The organism is Leifsonia sp. NPDC080035, assembly GCF_040050925.1.
Lineage (GTDB): Bacteria > Actinomycetota > Actinomycetes > Actinomycetales > Microbacteriaceae > Leifsonia.
Genome location: NZ_CP157390.1, coordinates 762,011 through 777,813 on the forward strand (window position 1 = coordinate 762,011; position 15,803 = coordinate 777,813).

A 15,803-nucleotide genomic window follows, 5' to 3' on the forward strand; every position below is an offset into this window, starting at 1 on the left:
CCGGCCGATCACTTGAAGTAGTTGTTCGACTTCTGGTTGGCGTCGATGTCCTTGACCGCCTGGTCCAGGGTCGACTTCGGGTCCGCGCCATTGATGATGTCCTGCGCGGCCTTGGTGAACGTGGTGGCGATGAACGGGTAACCGGGGGTGACCGGTCGCACCTCGGCGAACTTCTTCGAGTACTCGCGGAAGATCGCGTTGTCGCCGCCCTCGCCGTAGCCCGGCACCAGTGCCGCCGCGCCCTCGGTCGCCGGGATGGTGCCGGCCGCCTTCGCGACACCGGCGACGTACTTGTCGGCGGTGGCGAACTTCATGTACGCGAGCGCGCCCTCCTGGTTCGAGCAGGTCTTGGACACTCCCCACTGCCAGGAGCCGCCGCCGATCTTCGGGCCGTTGCCGAAGTCCACCGGCGGGAGGAAGAGCACATCGTCGCCGAACTTCTGCCGGAGGGTGTCCGCCGCCCAGCTTCCGTCGTAGAGGATGCCGGTCTTGCCGTTGGCGAAGTCGGCCGCCGGGTCGGTGCCCGACTTCGCGGCGATGTACCCGTCGGACACGAGTCCGCGGAACCACTTAGCCCACGCGATCGCGTCGCTGCCGTTGAGCGCGCCGTCGGCGCTCTTGTATCCGTCGCGGTCGATAAGGTCGCCGCCGAAGCTCTGAAGCAGCGGCGAGTAGGCGTACGGCCACCACTCACCGGTGGAGCTGGTCATGAAGTCGGCCGCGTAGCTGAACGTGCCCGACGCCTTCAGCTTCGCGAGCAGATCGTCGAACTCCGTCTTCGTCCACGGCTGATCGATCGTCGGGATGCGGACGCCGACCTCGTCGAGGGTGCTCTTCTTCGTGATGAGGTTCAGCGCGACATCGTAGAACCCGTACGAATAGGTCTTCCCGTCGTACTTCCCCACGGTGGATGGCAGGAAGCCCTTCAGCTGCGCGTCGAGCCCGGTCAGCGGCGACAGATAACCGGCCCAGACCCAGTTGGGCACGTTCGGCGCGTCGATGTCGAGGATGCACGGCAGCTTCTTGGAGGCCGCGGCAGCCGTGACGGACTGGTTGTAGGAATCCTGGGGGAACGCCTGCACCTTCACCTTGTACGTGGTCTGGCTCTTGTTGAAGTCGTCGACGATCTTCTGGACGGCGCCGAGCTCCGCCTTGTTGCCGGCATTGTGCGTCCACATGACCAGGTCGCCGTTGGAGCCGCCCGCTCCCCCACCGCCCTTCGAACAGCCAGTCAGCGCCACCATCGCAGTGGCCGCGACGATCGCGGTCGCAACGAGCGCCCGGCGAGTGTTCCTTCTCACTATCGATCCTCCGTTGGATTTGTGATCACCGAGAGCGCCTCGCGCGTCCCGTTGGACTAAATGCATTTAGTAATCACCTAAATGCGTTTAGTCGCGTTGACCGTAGCACTAGGATGAACTCGTTGCAATAAAACACCGACGTTCGAAGAGAGGTCTCGCAGCATGGCGAAACGGGTGACCATCGCAGACGTCGCTGCAGAGGCCGGTCTCTCCAAGACCGCCGTGAGCATGATCCTGAACGAACGCACCGGGACGGGACTGTCTCAGGAAACGGCCAAAAGGGTCCGCGAGATCGCAAAGCGCCTGGACTATCGCCCTGACCCCTCTGCACGCGCCCTTCGCATCGGAACGACGCCCACGATCGGATTCGTCTCCGACGACGTGACGCTTACCCGATACGCGTCGGCCATGATCCGCGGGATTCTCGACGTCGCCGAAGAGAACGAACACACGGTCCTGCTGGCGGAGACGGGTCACCACCCGGAGCGGCTCTCCGGCGCCCTGAACGCAATGCTCGACCGCCGCGTGTCCGCGCTGGTCTTCGGCTCCATGGCCGCACGCCGCGTCGAACTGCCGCAACTGCCTTCCGACGTTCCGGTCATCATGGTGAACGCAACGACCTTCGTCGACTACCCCGTCGTGCTGCCGGATGAACGCACGGCCGGGGAAGCAATAGCCCGGTTGCTCATCGATGCCGGCCACCGTGAGATCGCTCTGATCGGCCGTCGCTATGACGAAGACCTCCCGCCAGAGGTGTCTGTCACGATCTCGGACCGGTTCGCCGGGCTCGACGCTGTGATGGAGGAGCACGGCCTGGAGTGGGCGTGGGAGGAGGCGTTCGACTATTGGGCACCCGACGACGGCTACCGCGCGGCAAAGCGCGCCTTGTCATCGGGGGCGCGCTTCACGGCGATGGTCTGCCTCACCGACAACGTGTCCTTCGGCGCCTATCAGGCACTACAGGAGGCCGGCATCCGAATTCCCGATCAGGTGTCGATCGCCTCCTTCGACGACGACGAGATCTCGACGTACTTGCGACCGCAGCTGACGACCGCCCGCCTCCCCTACGAAGAGATGGGGCGCACCGCCATGTCTTTAGCCCTGGACGGAAACCGGGGCACCGACCGGCACCTCGTGCCGATGCCGATCATCCGCCGAGGATCCATCCGCTCCCGATGAGCACACGTGCGGACGACGTGGGCGGAGTCCTGTGCGGGCAATTCGCGTGAAACGAACGGCCAGCGTCATCAGGCGCCGGCCCGGCGCCAGTACCGCCGCCACGGTGGCTCTGTGGTCCACATGTGGCCTACAGCGGTCCCCGACTGGGACCGTGCGCCTTGAAGAGATGCGCCCCCGGATCCCTGGTGAACACAAGGATCGCGGGGGCTTCACACTGGCGGTACCGGTGGGATTTGAACCCTAGTGCGACCCCTAATGTCACGTGGTATCCGGGCCAACTTCCGCGAAAAGTCAAGGAAATAGGGCTCTTGAGATCTCGGGTGATCTCCTTGCAACTCACACGGTTGGAGGCAAAATGTAGTCAAACGGCCGTGCCCGCGGGATGTGATGTGCGGCTGCCTCGTCACCGGTCGATGTAGCCCATGTGCTGGGCGTTATAGCGATCGCCGCGCACCGCGATGCGCTGTGCGAGGCCGTCGAGATCGGCGACCTCGTCAGCGGACAGCGCTACGGTCGTGGCGTCAGCGTTCTCCCGGATGCGAGAGGTGCGGCGGGTGCCGGGGATCGGCGCGATCCACGGCTGCTGTGCCAGCAGCCAGGCGAGAGCGATCTGGCCCGGCGTGGCGTCCTTCGCCTCTGCGAGCTCCTTCACGTGGTCAACAAGAGCTGCGTTCGCCGCAAGGTTCTGCTGCTCGAAGCGGGGCAGCCGGCGCCGGATGTCGTCGTCCGCGAACGTGGTGGAGGTGTCCACCGTTCCCGTGAGGAACCCCTTGCCGAGCGGGCTGAACGGGACGAACCCGATGCCCAGCTCCGCGAGGGTACGGAGGACTTCCGTCTCGGGGTCCCGGGTCCACAGCGAGTACTCGCTCTGCACTGCCGTGACCGGAAACACGGCGTGCGCCTGGCGGATGGTCGCTGCCGACGCCTCGGACAATCCGAGGTGGCGAACTTTTCCTTCCGCGACCAGCTCGCCTACCGTGCCGGCGACAACCTCGATCGGCACGTCCGGATCGACCCGGTGCTGGTAGAACAGGTCGATGACATCAGTGCGCAACCGTGCCAACGACGCGTCTGCGACACGTCGGATCTGCTCCGGTCGACTATTCAAAGCGACCATGGCGCCATCCTGGACGTCCCACCCGAATTTGGTGGCGATCACCACCTGATCGCGCACAGGCTCGAGAGCCTCGCCGACGAGTTCCTCGTTGACATAAGGCCCGTACACCTCGGCGGTGTCGAAGAATGTCACCCCGAGGTCCACCGCCGAACGAAGGACCGCGATCATCTCGTCGCGGTCACCAGGGTTCGGTCCGTAGCTCTGAGACATCCCCATGGCGCCGAGTCCGATCGCGGAGACCTGCAAACCTTGTCCGAGAGTCCGTGTGTGCATTTCAGTTCCCTTCCGGGTCGCTGGCCGCGAAGAGGTTCTTCGCGACGGTCATCGCCGACATGGCCTTGGGCCAGCCGGCGTAGAAAGCGAGGTGAGTGATCGCTTCGATCAGTTCCTGTTCGGTGACGCCGTTCTGCTTGGCGAAGGCGAGGTGGAAGCTCAGCTGTTCGGTGTTGCCGCTAGCGAGGAGGGCGGCGACCGTGATGAGGCTACGGTCGCGCTTGCAGAGCTGAGGCCGCTCCCACACCTCATCGAAGAGGACCTCGTCGGTGTAGTGGACGAGCTCGGGTGCGAAGTCCCCGAAGGCTCGCTGTCCGCCGGTCCAGCCGGTGGTCTTGTCGGTCATGTCTTCGTCCTTTCAGCGGGGGTCGACGCGCACCGTTGCGGCCCGGACCTTCTCAGTGAGCATGGGCGGCAGGTAGGGGCTGCCTGCGTACTTGGCCCTGTAGGCGTCGTCGACCCGATCGTTCACCCGCCCGAACAGTTCACCGGTGACGTCTGGCTCGACCCGATCGCGCTCCCCCACGAGGGGGACCAGCGGATGATCGTCTCCACCGTCCGCTTCGCCCCCGGCGCACGCACCGCCTGGCACTCGCACGCTCGCGGCCAGTACCTTCGCGTCACCCAGGGTGTCGCCCGCTTCGGGAGCCCCGACGGCACGATCGTCGAGGTCCATCCAGGTCAGACGCTCTACACCCCGCCCGGGCAGGAGCGCTGTCACGCCGCAGCCCCCGGCTGCTTCATGGAGCACATCGCCATGCTCGAAAACGCCGACGACCCCTCGGTAACGACCACGTGGCTCGAGCACATCACCGACGACGAGTGCAACGGTCGGGCGACGGCCTGATCAGGAACCTTGCACACCCTCGCATCCGGAAGGCTGCGCATCGCCACGTGCGGAAGCATCAACGCCCCGTTGCCAGCAGCGATCATCGATCGCCGCTGGTGCTCGGGAATTCGATGGGCATCCGCTCGGTGGCTGCCCACGAGGCGAGGAGTCTCAGGCGTTCGGCCGACGCGGAGCCCGGCTCTGCGGTGTAGACCATCAGGATGTGACCGGGCTCTGCAGTGATGGCGAGTTCCTCGTAGGCGAGCGTGAGCTCGCCGACGACAGGGTGGTTGAAGCGCTTTGTGCCGGCACCGTGCGTCCGCACGTCGTGCGCACCCCACAATCGGCGGAAGACGTCGCTTCGTGTCGAGAGCTCGCCGACAAGGTCTTGCAGCGACTTGTTGTGCGGGTCGCGGCCGGCCTCCGCGCGCATGATCGCGACACACATCTCGGCGAAGAGATCCCAGTCCGGGTAGAACTCGCGTGAGGCGGGATCGAGGAACTGGAACCGAGCGAGGTTCGGGGTGCGACCGCCGTCTCCGATCAGCGGAGAGTAGAAGGCCCGGCCGAGATCGTTTGTAGCGAGGAGATCCTGATGCGGGTTGCGGACGAAGGCGACACCCTCCGTGATGGCGCCCAACGCCCAATGCAGGCTCGGCCGAGTGGCCGGATTCGCCGGTGCGCGGCGGCGGGCGCGTCCCGACGTGGGGATTCCGTCGGCAGCGCGGGCCAGATCGAGCAAGTGCGCACGCTCGGTTTCATTCAGTTGAAGCGCGCTCGCGATCGCGTCGAGAACGGATGCCGACGCGCCCGACACCGAGCCGCGTTCGAGCTTGGAGTAGTACTCCACGCTGACGCCCGCGAGCATCGCAACCTCGGACCGGCGCAGCCCGGTCACCCGGCGTCCGGTACCACCGGGGATACCCGCCGATTCCGGGGTGAGCTTCGCCCGGCGCGACATCAGGAAGTCGCGAACTTCGCTTCGGTTGTCCATATTCCGAGGCTACGTCGGACCGAGCCGACGAGGGATCCCCCATCAGTACACCCCTGATCGCCAGGGAACCTACCGGACGACGGAGAGCGAGACACCCGGTCCCTCCAGCACGGCGAGTTCGTCCGGGGTTGCGGTGAAGGTGCCGAGGTGGAGCACATCGTCCGAGAACCCGCTTGGAGCGTCGTAGTAGAAGATGATGTTCCCCCACGGCTTGTAATAGCTGAAGTCACCGTTTCGCGGCTCTGATCCGGGAGAACCGGTGGTGTCGAGGCGCCGCGGAAGGTAACCGATCTTCTCACTGCCACTGAAGTCCCGCATGTCGAGCGTCAGGGGCAGCATCGAGACGAAGTCCCGCACCGCTGGACTGTCGCGATCGATCGTCACGTCGACATGTCCACCTTGGGCAGCAAACCGGATGACGGTGCCGACCACGCCGTCGTCCACAGTCTTCGGTGAGGCCGGTAGTGCCGATGGCGCGCCGGTGGGCACTGCCGATGCATCACTCGTCGGCGCGGTGGACGCGTTGTGACCGGTGTGTCTGATGGGTGCGCTGGTGGCGCATCCGGCAAGCAGGCTGGCCGTTGCGACCGACAATACGAGTGCGGTGAGTTTCATAATGACTGGCCCTCCGTGTGCGTTAGAAGGTGAGCATGACCTTGATGGCGCGGCGCTCATCCATGGCCCGATAGCCTTCGTGCGCCTCTTCAATTGGCAGGGTGAGGTCGAAGACCTTGCCCGGGGCGATTCTGCGCTCCCAGATGAGCTGAATCAGCTCAGGCACGAACCGGCGGACGGGGGCCGGCCCACCGTGCAGGTGCACGCCGGAGAAGAACAGTTCTGTCCCGTCGAGCGAAACCTCATGGGAGACACCGACGAAACCGACGTGCCCGCCGGCGCGGGTAGCCTGGATGGCCTGTGTCATCGACTCCTGGGTTCCGACCGCCTCGATCGTAGAGTGCGCGCCAAGACCCCCGGTCAGTTCCTTGATCTTCGCAACTCCCTCGTCGCCGCGTTCTTCGACGATGTCGGTGGCGCCGAACCGACGCGCAAGGGCCTGCCGGTCGGCGTGCCGGGACATGGCGATGATGCGCTCGGCACCGAGTTGCTTGGCAGCGAGGACGCCGAGAAGGCCGACGGCGCCGTCGCCGACGACGGTGACGATCTTGCCGGGGCCGGCTTCAGCAGCGACAGCGGCGAACCAGCCGGTACCCAGCACGTCGGACGCGGCGAGAAGCGACGGGATAAGGTCGGCGTCGGGCTGGCCAGGCGTGGCGACGAGAGTGCCGTCGGCAAGCGGAACGCGCACGTACTCGCTCTGGGCGTCGGTCGCCGCTCCGGGCTGCCTGTGGATGCAATGCGTTTGATACCCGGCCTGGCAGATCTCGCAGGTGTTGTCCGAAGCGAAGAACGAGCCGACGACGAAATCGCCGACCTTGACGTTCTCCACCTCCGAACCGAGCTCCGTCACGACACCGGCGTACTCGTGCCCCATCGCCTGGTGGTCCACCGGTTCGGCACCGCGGTAAGGCCACAGGTCGGAACCGCAGATGCATGATGCGGCAAGACGGATGATCGCGTCGGTCGGCTCGACAATGGTCGGAACCTCGCGCTCCTCGACCCGGACATCACCGGGCTCATACATGATGACTCCGCGCATGAGTGTCTCCTTGTTTTCAAGGGTTGGTTGTGGTCTTGATCGGAGGAAGTCGGACCTCGCCGCGAGACGCGAGGCTGACAGTGTTAGTTGGTGAACGCGGTGCGCCGTCCGTAGATGGTGAGCAGGAATGCCACGGCACCCATCGCGACCATCCACACCGCCAGCACGAGCGCATCGAAGTTCTGGAGGAGGAGGGCACCAACGATGCCCGCCGCGAAGATTGCGAGATTGAATGCGACGGGGAGGAACGAGTTGGCGACGTCGGAGTGGTCGCCTCCGGCGAGCGTCAGAGCGGATTGGAGTTGCGCAGCACCGCCGCCAAAGGTGAGCCCCCACAGCACCGCGGCTGCGATGACGGCCGGGACGGAAGCATGCCCGACGAATAGGACCACTGCTGCTGCAATGAAGAAGAGCAAGCTGAGGTGGATGAGAAGGCGTGGATGGCGGTCGAGGAAGACCGCCGTGATTCCGACGCCTGCCACCGATGCGATGCCGTAGACGAAGAGGATGAAATCTGGTCCCAGTCGGGTTCCGGTGGCACGAAGGAACGGCGCGACATAGGTGTAGATGGTGTTATGTGCCAGCATCCAGGTGAAGATCACCGCGAGAACGATCGCGATGCCTGGCATCAGGAACACTTTCCGGAGCCGAAGCCGCGCAGCGGCAGGCTGACCGGGTGCATCGGGCACGAAGCAGGCGATGAGAACCAGGCCGATGATTGCCAAGATACTCAGCGCCACGAACGACCAACGCCAGCCGAGTGCCATTCCCAGTGACGTACCCAAAGGAGTGCCCAGGGCGAACCCGAGGGGTGCACCGATCGAAACGATGGCGAGGGAGAGCCCGCCGCGCCGGGCCGGGCTGATTCGTCGACCGTACGCCGCGAGGATTCCCCAAATGATTCCCGTGAACGCCCCTGCTACGAACCGCGACACCAAGGACAGCACGAGATCGGTGGAGATTGCGGTCACTGTGTTGCCCACGATCAGACCCGCGATCACGATAAGGATCAGCGGCTTTCGTCGCATGCTCCGGGTCATGCTGATGGCCGGCACCGTGACCACCACCGTACCGAGAGCCCACACGCTAACGAACTGACCGACGAACGCCTCGCTGGTGTTGATGCCGGTGGCAATTACCGGCAAGAGCCCCGCCGGCATGGTCTCTGCCGCGACGAGAATGAACCCCATCGCCGCAAATAAAACAAGCGCCAGCCACGGCATCTTCTGAATCTCGGTGCGCTCGCTGGTCGGCGCAATCACAGCAGTGTCCATCGAGTCTTCAGCTTCCATTCCGGTTGTCACGTCGCAACGTTCGTTGTCCTCGGAGATGACCTGGTTCGTCGGCCGTCCCGCTCACGAGAGATTAGGTCGCCTGCAACTGGGCAGGGAGTCCCTGTCAGTACACCTCTCACCAGAGACTCCCTCGCCCGAACGGGAACGGCTTCACTGGATACACCGGGCCGACCAACCCGGAATCAGCCCAAACTCAAAGGAGTGCTGCTGCATGCTTACTGTTCCGGCGTACGCCGCCCCCTCGGCAACCGAGCCGCTCGTCCCGACCACGATCCAACGCCGCGACACCGGGGCGAACGATGTGCTGATCGCGATCCGTTACGCGGGGATCTGTCACTCGGACATCCACCTCGTCCGCGGCGACTGGGGACCTGTCACCTACCCGCAGGTCGTCGGGCACGAGATCGCAGGGGAAGTCGTGGAGGTGGGCTCGAACGTCACCAAATTCGAGGTGGGCGACCGGGTGGGAGTCGGGTGCATGGTGAACTCGTGCCGGGAGTGCGAGAACTGCCTGGCCGGCTTTGAGAACTATTGCCTCAACGGCAACACTCAGACGTACGGCTCCGTCGACCGGGACGGAACGATTACCCAGGGCGGCTACTCCACCCACGTGGTGGTCAACGAAGACTTCGTGCTGCGCCTGCCCGAGGAGATCCCCTACGAGGCCGCCGCGCCGCTGCTGTGCGCCGGGATCACCACGTACTCACCATTGGCTCACTGGAATGCCGGACCCGGAAAGAAGGTCGCGGTCGTCGGTCTGGGCGGGCTCGGGCACCTGGCGGTCAAGCTCGCGGCCGCGATGGGCGCCGATGTCACCGTCCTCTCTCAGACCCTGTCCAAGAAAGAAGATGGGCTGCGGTTCGGCGCGAAGGACTATTACGCCACGAGCGACCCGGCGACATTCGACCAGCTCGCCAACCGGTTCGACCTCATCATCAACACGGTCAGTGCACCCCTCGACCTGAGTAAGTACCTCGGCCTGCTGCGCCTCGACGGCACGATGGTCAACGTCGGTGCGCCGGCCGAACCGCTGCCGATCACCGTCTTCACGCTGTTCGGCAACCGACGTTCGTTCGCTGGTTCCGGCATCGGATCGATCGCCGAAACACAGGAAATGCTCGACTTCTGTGCGGCGCACGGCATCGCACCCGAGATCGAGCTGATCTCCGCTGACGCGATCAACGACGCGTACGAGCGGGTGCTCCGATCCGACGTGCGATACCGGTTCGTCATCGACGCGTCCACGTTGTAACCAACATCGCAGAACAGAAAAGAGCGGAAAGGAGACACAGATGCGCGCCATCGGACTCGTCGAGTACGGAGGACCAGAGGTCCTCCACCCGGTCACCCTCGTGGACCCGCACCCCGGACCGGGCGAGGTTCGCGTCAAGGTCGAAGCCGCTGCTGTCGCACCCGTCGACGCGATGCTTCGACGCGGCGAACTCGCGGGCATGAACACCGGTCTCAGCGGCCCCTACGTGCCCGGGATGGAGGTCGCCGGCATCATCGACGAGCTCGGCGGGGGCGAGGACCACGTGCTCGGTCTCACTCTCGGAATGCGCGTCGTCGGGTTCATCGATAATGCCGGATCTCACGGCGGGTATAGCGATTTTGTCGTCCTCCCCGCCGCATCCGTTGTCGAAGCGCCCTACGGCACGACAGCCGAGGAGTCGGCAAGCTTCGTCAACAATGCGCTGACCGCGCTCAACGTCCTCCAGACGCTCTCTCTTCCTGCCGGCGCGACTTTGCTCGTGAGCGGCGCCGCCGGTTCGGTGGGCGGCTACCTCACCCAGCTCGCCGCACACCAGGGGCTACAAGTGGTCGCAATTGCAGCGGAGTCTGACGAGCTTCTCGTGCGCTTTTTCGGTGCTGAGGAGTTCGTTCCCCGCATGGACGGCGCTCCCAGACAGGTGCGGGAGCTGGTTCCCGGCGGCGTCGATGCGGCAGCGGATGCGGCCCTCATCGGAGAGCCGATCCTCGCTGCCATCAAAGACGGCGGCCAACTCGCGCGCCTGCGGTTCGGCGAGTTTCGCACGGAGCGCGGGATCGCCGTGCATCAGCTGAATGTGCGATCCCGGGCGACTGATCGTGACGCAATAGCGACTCTCCGCGACCTCGTCAATGACGGAGTCATCACCACGCGGGTAGCGCGGATCTTTCCCGCCGCCGAGGCCGCCGACGCACATCGCCTGCTTGACGCCGGGGCTACTCGCGGACGGCTCATCCTGCGCTTTCCCGTCTGATCGAGGGTTAATCGAGGGGGATCGCCGGGTGAAACGGTTGCGGTTGATTCGCGAGAGGGGTGGCCTGGCAGACCACTGTTCAACCCACCCTTCCTGCGCAAGTAGCGAGCGGGTTAACTCAAGGGCGACAACGAGAGGTAATCCATGACTGAAACGTCTATCAGCCTGAACAACGGCGTGCAGCTGCCCACCTTAGGACTCGGTGTGCTGCAGAGCGAAGGCGGCGAGGCAACCGCGGCGGTCTCGACGGCGCTCACCGCCGGCTACCGCCTGATCGACACGGCGGCGGCCTACTTCAACGAGCGCGAGGTGGGGCGAGGCATCCGCGATGCCGGAGTGGCCCGGAAGGACTTCTTCCTGACATCGAAGCTATGGATGACCGACTACGGCTTCGACAGCGCCCTACGGGCCTTCGACACAAGCACGACCAAGCTCGGAGTGGACACCCTCGACCTCTACCTGCTGCACTGGCCGTGGCCCGCGAACTGGAGCGCGACCATCGACGCCTATCGCGCCGCGGAGCGCCTGCTCGCCGAGGGCCGGGTGCGGGCAATCGGGGTCGCGAACTTCAAACCAGAGCACCTGCGCGCGCTGGTGAGCCAGACGGATGTCGTGCCCGCCGTGAATCAGATCGAACTGCACCCCAACTTCCAGCAACCCGAGCAGCTCGCCGTGCACCGCGAACTCGGCATCGCGACCCAGGCCTGGTCGCCGATCGGCGGCGTCTACGGTTGGGCCGGCGAGAATGGGGCGGTGCCCCCGCTGCGCAACGACGTGATTCTGGCGATCGCGGAGGCGCACGGCCGCACGCCCGCCCAGGTCATCCTGCGCTGGCACTTGCAGGAGGGTCGCAGTGCGATCCCCAAGTCGGTCAAGCCCGAGCGGATCGCCGAGAACCTGGATGTGTTCGGCTTCGAGCTGTCCGCCGACGAGATCGGCGCCATCAATGCGCTCGACACCGGCGTGCGCGGAGCCATCGATCCTGATCTCGTGACCTCCCAGGCCATCGACCTCACGATCGACCCGGCCTGACATGGCTGACCCCGCGGAGATCAGAACCTTCCTCACGTCGCGACGCGCGCGTATCACGCCTGAGCAGGCCGGCGTGCCCAGCTTTGGTGGCGCCCGTCGCGTGCCGGGGCTGCGCCGCGAGGAAGTGGCCCACTTGGCTGGCGTCAGCACCGACTACTACGCAAAGCTGGAGCGTGGGAACACCCGCGGAGTATCACCTGAAGTGCTCGAGGCGATCGCCCGGGCGCTGCAACTCGACGACACCGAGCGGGCGCACCTGTTCGACCTGGTGCAGCCGGCCGCGGCAGCCTTCCGGCGCAAGCCCCAGTCGACCAGCCGCACGGTGGTGGCGTCGGGGACGCAGTCGGTGCTCGACGCCCTCACCGTTCCCGCCATCGTGCAGAACGCCCGCCACCACTTCGTCGCGACGAATGCCCTGGGTGCCGCGCTTTATAGCCTGCCGTATCCCACTCGCGGGGGTGAGCTCTTCAACGCTGCGGCGTATCAGTTCCTCGACTCGCGCGCCGCGAATTTCTTCCGCGACGCTGACCTGGCCAAGCGCAACGTCGTGGCGCTGCTGCATCAGGCCGCCGGCCGCAACCCGTATGACGACGCCCTCATCCAACTGATCGGGCGGCTCTCAACTCAGAGCGCCGAATTCCGAGCCCTGTGGGCCTCGCACGACGTCATCCGCTATCAACGCGGCACGAAGAGATACCACCACCCCATCGTGGGCGACCTCGAGTTCGGCTACGAGTCCTTCGACCTCACGACCGAGCCGGGCCTCACCATGCTCGTCTACACGATCGAACCGCACTCATCCACGGCCGAGCGGATGGTACTGCTCGGCTCCCTGACCACCACCTCGGACCTTACGACCCACCCGGAGAACGCATGAACGACCGCCTGACCCTCAACAATGGAGTGACCCTCCCCCCGATCGGCTTCGGCGTGTTCCAGAGCGCTCCGGAAGAGACGGCTGCGGCGGTCGAAACCGCGCTGAGCGCGGGCTACCGGCACATCGACACCGCGGCGGGTTACGGCAACGAGCGCGAAGTCGGGGAGGGCATCCGCCGCTCCGGAATCGACCGCGGCGACGTCATCATCGAGACGAAGGTATGGGTGAGCGACTACGGCTTCGACGAGACCCTGCACGCGTTCGAGAAGAGTGCCGCGAAGCTCGGTGTCGAGCAGATCGACCTGCTGATCCTGCACCAGCCCATGCCGCAGCACTTCGACCGCACCATCCAGGCCTACCGCGCCCTGGAACAGCTGCTCGCCGACGGGCGGGTACGTGCTATCGGGGTAAGCAACTTCATGCCCCACCATCTCGAGGACCTGCGAAAGCAGACCGAGGTCGTGCCGGCCGTGAACCAGGTAGAGCTGCACCCCTACTTCACCCAGCCCAACGTGCAACGCGCCGACGCGGACTTCGGCATCCTCACCCAGGCCTGGTCCCCGATCGGCGGCATCACCTTCTACCCCGGCTGGGGCGACGACACCCGCCGAAGCGTTCTCGAGGACGACACGATTGCACGCATCGCCAAGACCCACAGCAAAACGCCGGCGCAGGTGATGCTGCGCTGGCACATGCAGCAGCGCCGCTCGGCCATTCCCAAATCGACCAACCCAGCTCGCATCGCCCAGAACATCGACATCTTCGATTTCGAGCTGAGCGCCGACGAACTCGCGGCGATTGACGGCCTCGACCGCGCCGTACGTGGCGGTCCCGATCCCGACGAAAACGACCCCTCGACCTGGGAACTTACGATCCCCGAAGCGTGAGAGCTGGAAACGGAGAACGCATGATCCTGGTGACCGGCGCCTCGACCGGAATCGGGCTGGCCACAGCCGAAGCTCTTGCGCGCGCCGGTCACCGGGTCGTCTTGCACGCACGAAAGCCCGACGGTGTCTCCAATCCGGCTCTTCGGGCCCAGATGCATGGCCTCATCTTCGGCGACCTGTCCGACCAGCAGCAGACGCGAGAGCTCGCCGTTGCCGCGAACGAACTCGGACGATTCGACGCCGTCATTCACAACGCGGGCGTCATCAACGGTCCCGTCACCGCCGTGAACGTGATCGCGCCGTACATCCTGATGGCAACGCTGACCGCACCGCGCCGTTCCATCGTTCTCAGCAGCTCCATGCACCGGTCAGGATCCACCGACTTGAACCGCGCCTTCCGTGGCCCGGGCGACTATTCCACGAGCAAACTGCTTGCCACAACGCTCGCGCTTGCTCTCGCGGCTCGCACCAGCACCCTGTCGCACGCCGTCGACCCCGGATGGGTCCCAACCCGCATGGGAGGACCGAACGCGCCTGACGATTTCGATGCAGGCCACCGCACACAGGAATGGTTGGCCACCGCAGACCCGAAGGATATCCTCCCGGTCAGCGGCGGGTACTGGCACCATCTCCGTCCGCAAGACCCGCACCCTTATACGACCGATCCGGCATTCCAGGACAGCCTCGTCGAAAAGCTGGCACGCCTCACCGGCGTCGCCTTTCCGAAATGATCCCGTCACGTTCCCTCGACCTCGGCGTCCTCAACGCCGCCTGAAAACTGCCTAGGCGTACGTCAACACTGCATCGAAACGCCGGAAAAGCGTGCGATCGAGGATCGAGCGATGATGAGTCGCAGCTACGACAATTGACTCTGCCAACACATGATGACCGCTTCTCGCCTCCCGAGCCGCGACCTGAAGCGCGACGGAATAGAAGGCAGCGTCGTCTCCCGACCATGGCTGCGCACCATTGCGGTTATATGCTCGCGGAGCCCTGCCATGGGGTCCCCTCCTGCGCGCAGAACGAGCTGCTTGGTGTTCTATCGTACGGGTCCGACATAGTGCGGGGCGTATCGGCGTGCGCAAGGTCATGCTTACTCGCTAGCCGTTGGCGGATGTAGTCGAACGGTCTTACTCTGCCATGTAAAACGCCCCGGATCCCTGTGTTATCAAGGGATTCCGGGGCGTCTGCGTGGCGGTACCGGTGGGATTTGAACCCACGGTGGGCTTTCACCCACACAACTTTTCGAGAGTTGCACCTTCGGCCGCTCGGACACGGTACCGCCAGCGAGTTTACTGGATGCGGGCTGAGGTCGCCAATCGAGCGGGGTACGTTGGGGGGATGGTGAGCTGGAAGCCGGTATTCGTCGTGGGATCCGCGGTCGCTACGTGCGCGGCCGCGCTGAGCGCGTGGTCGGCGGTGGCGCAGAAGCGGGCGCGCGTCGCGGCGGCGAAGGCGCGGCTCAACGAGACGCTTCCCGTGCACTCCAAGTGGTGGCGGGACACCGCCACCACCGACGGTGAGATCCTGTACGTCGCCATCGGCGACAGCGCCGCGCAGGGGATCGGCGCCTCCGCACCCAAGAACAGCTATGTCGGCGTGATCGCCGACCACATCCGCTCGGCGACCGGACGCACGGTGCGTGTGGTGAACCTCTCGGTGTCCGGGGCGACCGTCGCCCTCGCGGTGGCCGACCAGCTGCCGCGGTTCGCGGGCTACGAGCCCGACATCGTCACCGTCTCCATCGGGGCGAACGACATTGCGGACTTCGACCCCGAGACCTTCCGGGAGGGAATCGAGAAGGTGCTGGACGCGCTGCCCGCCGACGCGATCGTCGCCGACCTGCCGTACTTCTTCTTCCCTCGGAACGAGCACAAGGTCGCGGTCGCCAACGAGATCCTCCGCCGCGCGGGCGGCGAGCGCGGGCTGACGGTCGCGCCGCTGCACGAGGCGATGCAGAAGCAGGGACTGCGCGGCATCATGACGCAGTTCGCCGAGGACCTGTTCCACCCGAACGACCACGGCTACCGGGTGTGGGCCTCGGCGTTCCTCCCCGCGGTCACCGACCTCGCCGTCCGCAAGTTCCCACGCAAGCCGCCGGTCGCGGCGACCGCCTGAC

General features: G+C 65.3%; 16 protein-coding genes and 1 tRNA gene. 9 read left to right on the forward strand and 8 right to left on the reverse strand.

The features are described 5' to 3' along the window. Nucleotides 1–8 precede the first annotated feature (8 nt). Complete coding sequence (locus tag AAME72_RS03660; RefSeq protein ID WP_348788883.1) at nucleotides 9–1,301, reverse strand: sugar ABC transporter substrate-binding protein; 1,293 nt, start codon at nucleotides 1,299–1,301, stop codon at nucleotides 9–11. Nucleotides 1,302–1,475: 174 nt separating this feature from the next. On the opposite strand from AAME72_RS03660, the gene AAME72_RS03665 reads away from it, so the two are divergent. Next, nucleotides 1,476–2,480, forward strand: coding sequence for a LacI family DNA-binding transcriptional regulator (locus AAME72_RS03665; RefSeq protein ID WP_348788884.1), 1,005 nt, complete (start codon nucleotides 1,476–1,478; stop codon nucleotides 2,478–2,480). A 403-nt stretch (nucleotides 2,481–2,883) separates the two neighbouring features. On the opposite strand, the gene AAME72_RS03670 is transcribed toward AAME72_RS03665, so the two are convergent. Together AAME72_RS03670 and AAME72_RS03675 are read right to left on the reverse strand one after the other, a co-directional pair. Continuing rightward, complete coding sequence (locus AAME72_RS03670; RefSeq protein WP_348788885.1) at nucleotides 2,884–3,870, reverse strand: aldo/keto reductase; 987 nt, start codon at nucleotides 3,868–3,870, stop codon at nucleotides 2,884–2,886. Between the two features lies 1 nt (nucleotide 3,871). Further along, nucleotides 3,872–4,216, reverse strand: a complete 345-nt coding sequence (locus AAME72_RS03675) for a carboxymuconolactone decarboxylase family protein (RefSeq protein WP_348788886.1) — start codon at nucleotides 4,214–4,216, stop codon at nucleotides 3,872–3,874. A gap of 117 nt (nucleotides 4,217–4,333) precedes the next feature. Between AAME72_RS03675 and AAME72_RS03680 the strand changes: the two genes are divergently transcribed. Next, nucleotides 4,334–4,717, forward strand: coding sequence for a cupin domain-containing protein (locus AAME72_RS03680; RefSeq protein WP_348790203.1), 384 nt, complete (start codon nucleotides 4,334–4,336; stop codon nucleotides 4,715–4,717). A gap of 82 nt (nucleotides 4,718–4,799) precedes the next feature. Here AAME72_RS03680 and AAME72_RS03685 read toward each other — a convergent pair whose 3' ends face one another. From AAME72_RS03685 to AAME72_RS03700, 4 genes are all read right to left on the reverse strand, one after another. Next, nucleotides 4,800–5,693, reverse strand: coding sequence for a helix-turn-helix transcriptional regulator (locus tag AAME72_RS03685; protein WP_348788887.1), 894 nt, complete (start codon nucleotides 5,691–5,693; stop codon nucleotides 4,800–4,802). 69 nt (nucleotides 5,694–5,762) lie between these two features. After that, nucleotides 5,763–6,308: a cyclophilin-like fold protein gene (locus AAME72_RS03690; protein WP_348788888.1), complete on the reverse strand. Its 546-nt coding sequence runs from the start codon at nucleotides 6,306–6,308 to the stop codon at nucleotides 5,763–5,765. Nucleotides 6,309–6,330: 22 nt separating this feature from the next. Next, complete coding sequence (locus AAME72_RS03695; RefSeq protein ID WP_348788889.1) at nucleotides 6,331–7,350, reverse strand: zinc-dependent alcohol dehydrogenase family protein; 1,020 nt, start codon at nucleotides 7,348–7,350, stop codon at nucleotides 6,331–6,333. Between the two features lie 83 nt (nucleotides 7,351–7,433). Further along, entirely contained in the window at nucleotides 7,434–8,654 is a 1,221-nt protein-coding gene (locus tag AAME72_RS03700; protein ID WP_348788890.1) for an MFS transporter, read from the reverse strand. Nucleotides 8,655–8,856: 202 nt separating this feature from the next. Here AAME72_RS03700 and AAME72_RS03705 point away from each other — a divergent pair, with 202 nt between their 5' ends. The 6 genes from AAME72_RS03705 to AAME72_RS03730 all read left to right on the forward strand — a co-directional run bounded on the left by AAME72_RS03705 (nucleotide 8,857) and on the right by AAME72_RS03730 (nucleotide 14,415). After that, entirely contained in the window at nucleotides 8,857–9,897 is a 1,041-nt protein-coding gene (locus AAME72_RS03705) for an NAD(P)-dependent alcohol dehydrogenase (RefSeq protein ID WP_348790204.1), read from the forward strand. A gap of 40 nt (nucleotides 9,898–9,937) precedes the next feature. After that, a complete protein-coding gene (locus tag AAME72_RS03710; RefSeq protein WP_348788891.1) occupies nucleotides 9,938–10,888 on the forward strand; it encodes an NADP-dependent oxidoreductase in 951 nt (316 codons plus the stop codon). Between the two features lie 144 nt (nucleotides 10,889–11,032). Then, the gene (locus AAME72_RS03715; RefSeq protein WP_348788892.1) at nucleotides 11,033–11,920 is read left to right on the forward strand and encodes an aldo/keto reductase; all 888 of its coding nucleotides are present in this window, start codon (nucleotides 11,033–11,035) and stop codon (nucleotides 11,918–11,920) included. 1 nt (nucleotide 11,921) lies between these two features. Further along, nucleotides 11,922–12,797, forward strand: coding sequence for a helix-turn-helix transcriptional regulator (locus tag AAME72_RS03720; RefSeq protein WP_348788893.1), 876 nt, complete (start codon nucleotides 11,922–11,924; stop codon nucleotides 12,795–12,797). Further along, nucleotides 12,794–13,684, forward strand: coding sequence for an aldo/keto reductase (locus tag AAME72_RS03725; protein WP_348788894.1), 891 nt, complete (start codon nucleotides 12,794–12,796; stop codon nucleotides 13,682–13,684). The genes AAME72_RS03720 and AAME72_RS03725 overlap by 4 nt, the downstream gene beginning before the upstream one ends. 20 nt (nucleotides 13,685–13,704) lie before the next feature. Further along, nucleotides 13,705–14,415, forward strand: coding sequence for an SDR family NAD(P)-dependent oxidoreductase (locus AAME72_RS03730; protein WP_348788895.1), 711 nt, complete (start codon nucleotides 13,705–13,707; stop codon nucleotides 14,413–14,415). Between the two features lie 461 nt (nucleotides 14,416–14,876). Here AAME72_RS03730 and AAME72_RS03735 read toward each other — a convergent pair. Next, nucleotides 14,877–14,966 (reverse strand) — tRNA-Ser (locus AAME72_RS03735). 59 nt (nucleotides 14,967–15,025) lie between these two features. On the opposite strand from AAME72_RS03735, the gene AAME72_RS03740 reads away from it, so the two are divergent. Next, nucleotides 15,026–15,802 carry an SGNH/GDSL hydrolase family protein gene (locus AAME72_RS03740; protein ID WP_348788896.1) on the forward strand — a complete coding sequence of 259 codons (777 nt, stop codon included), beginning with the start codon at nucleotides 15,026–15,028 and terminating at the stop codon, nucleotides 15,800–15,802. Nucleotide 15,803 lies beyond the last annotated feature (1 nt).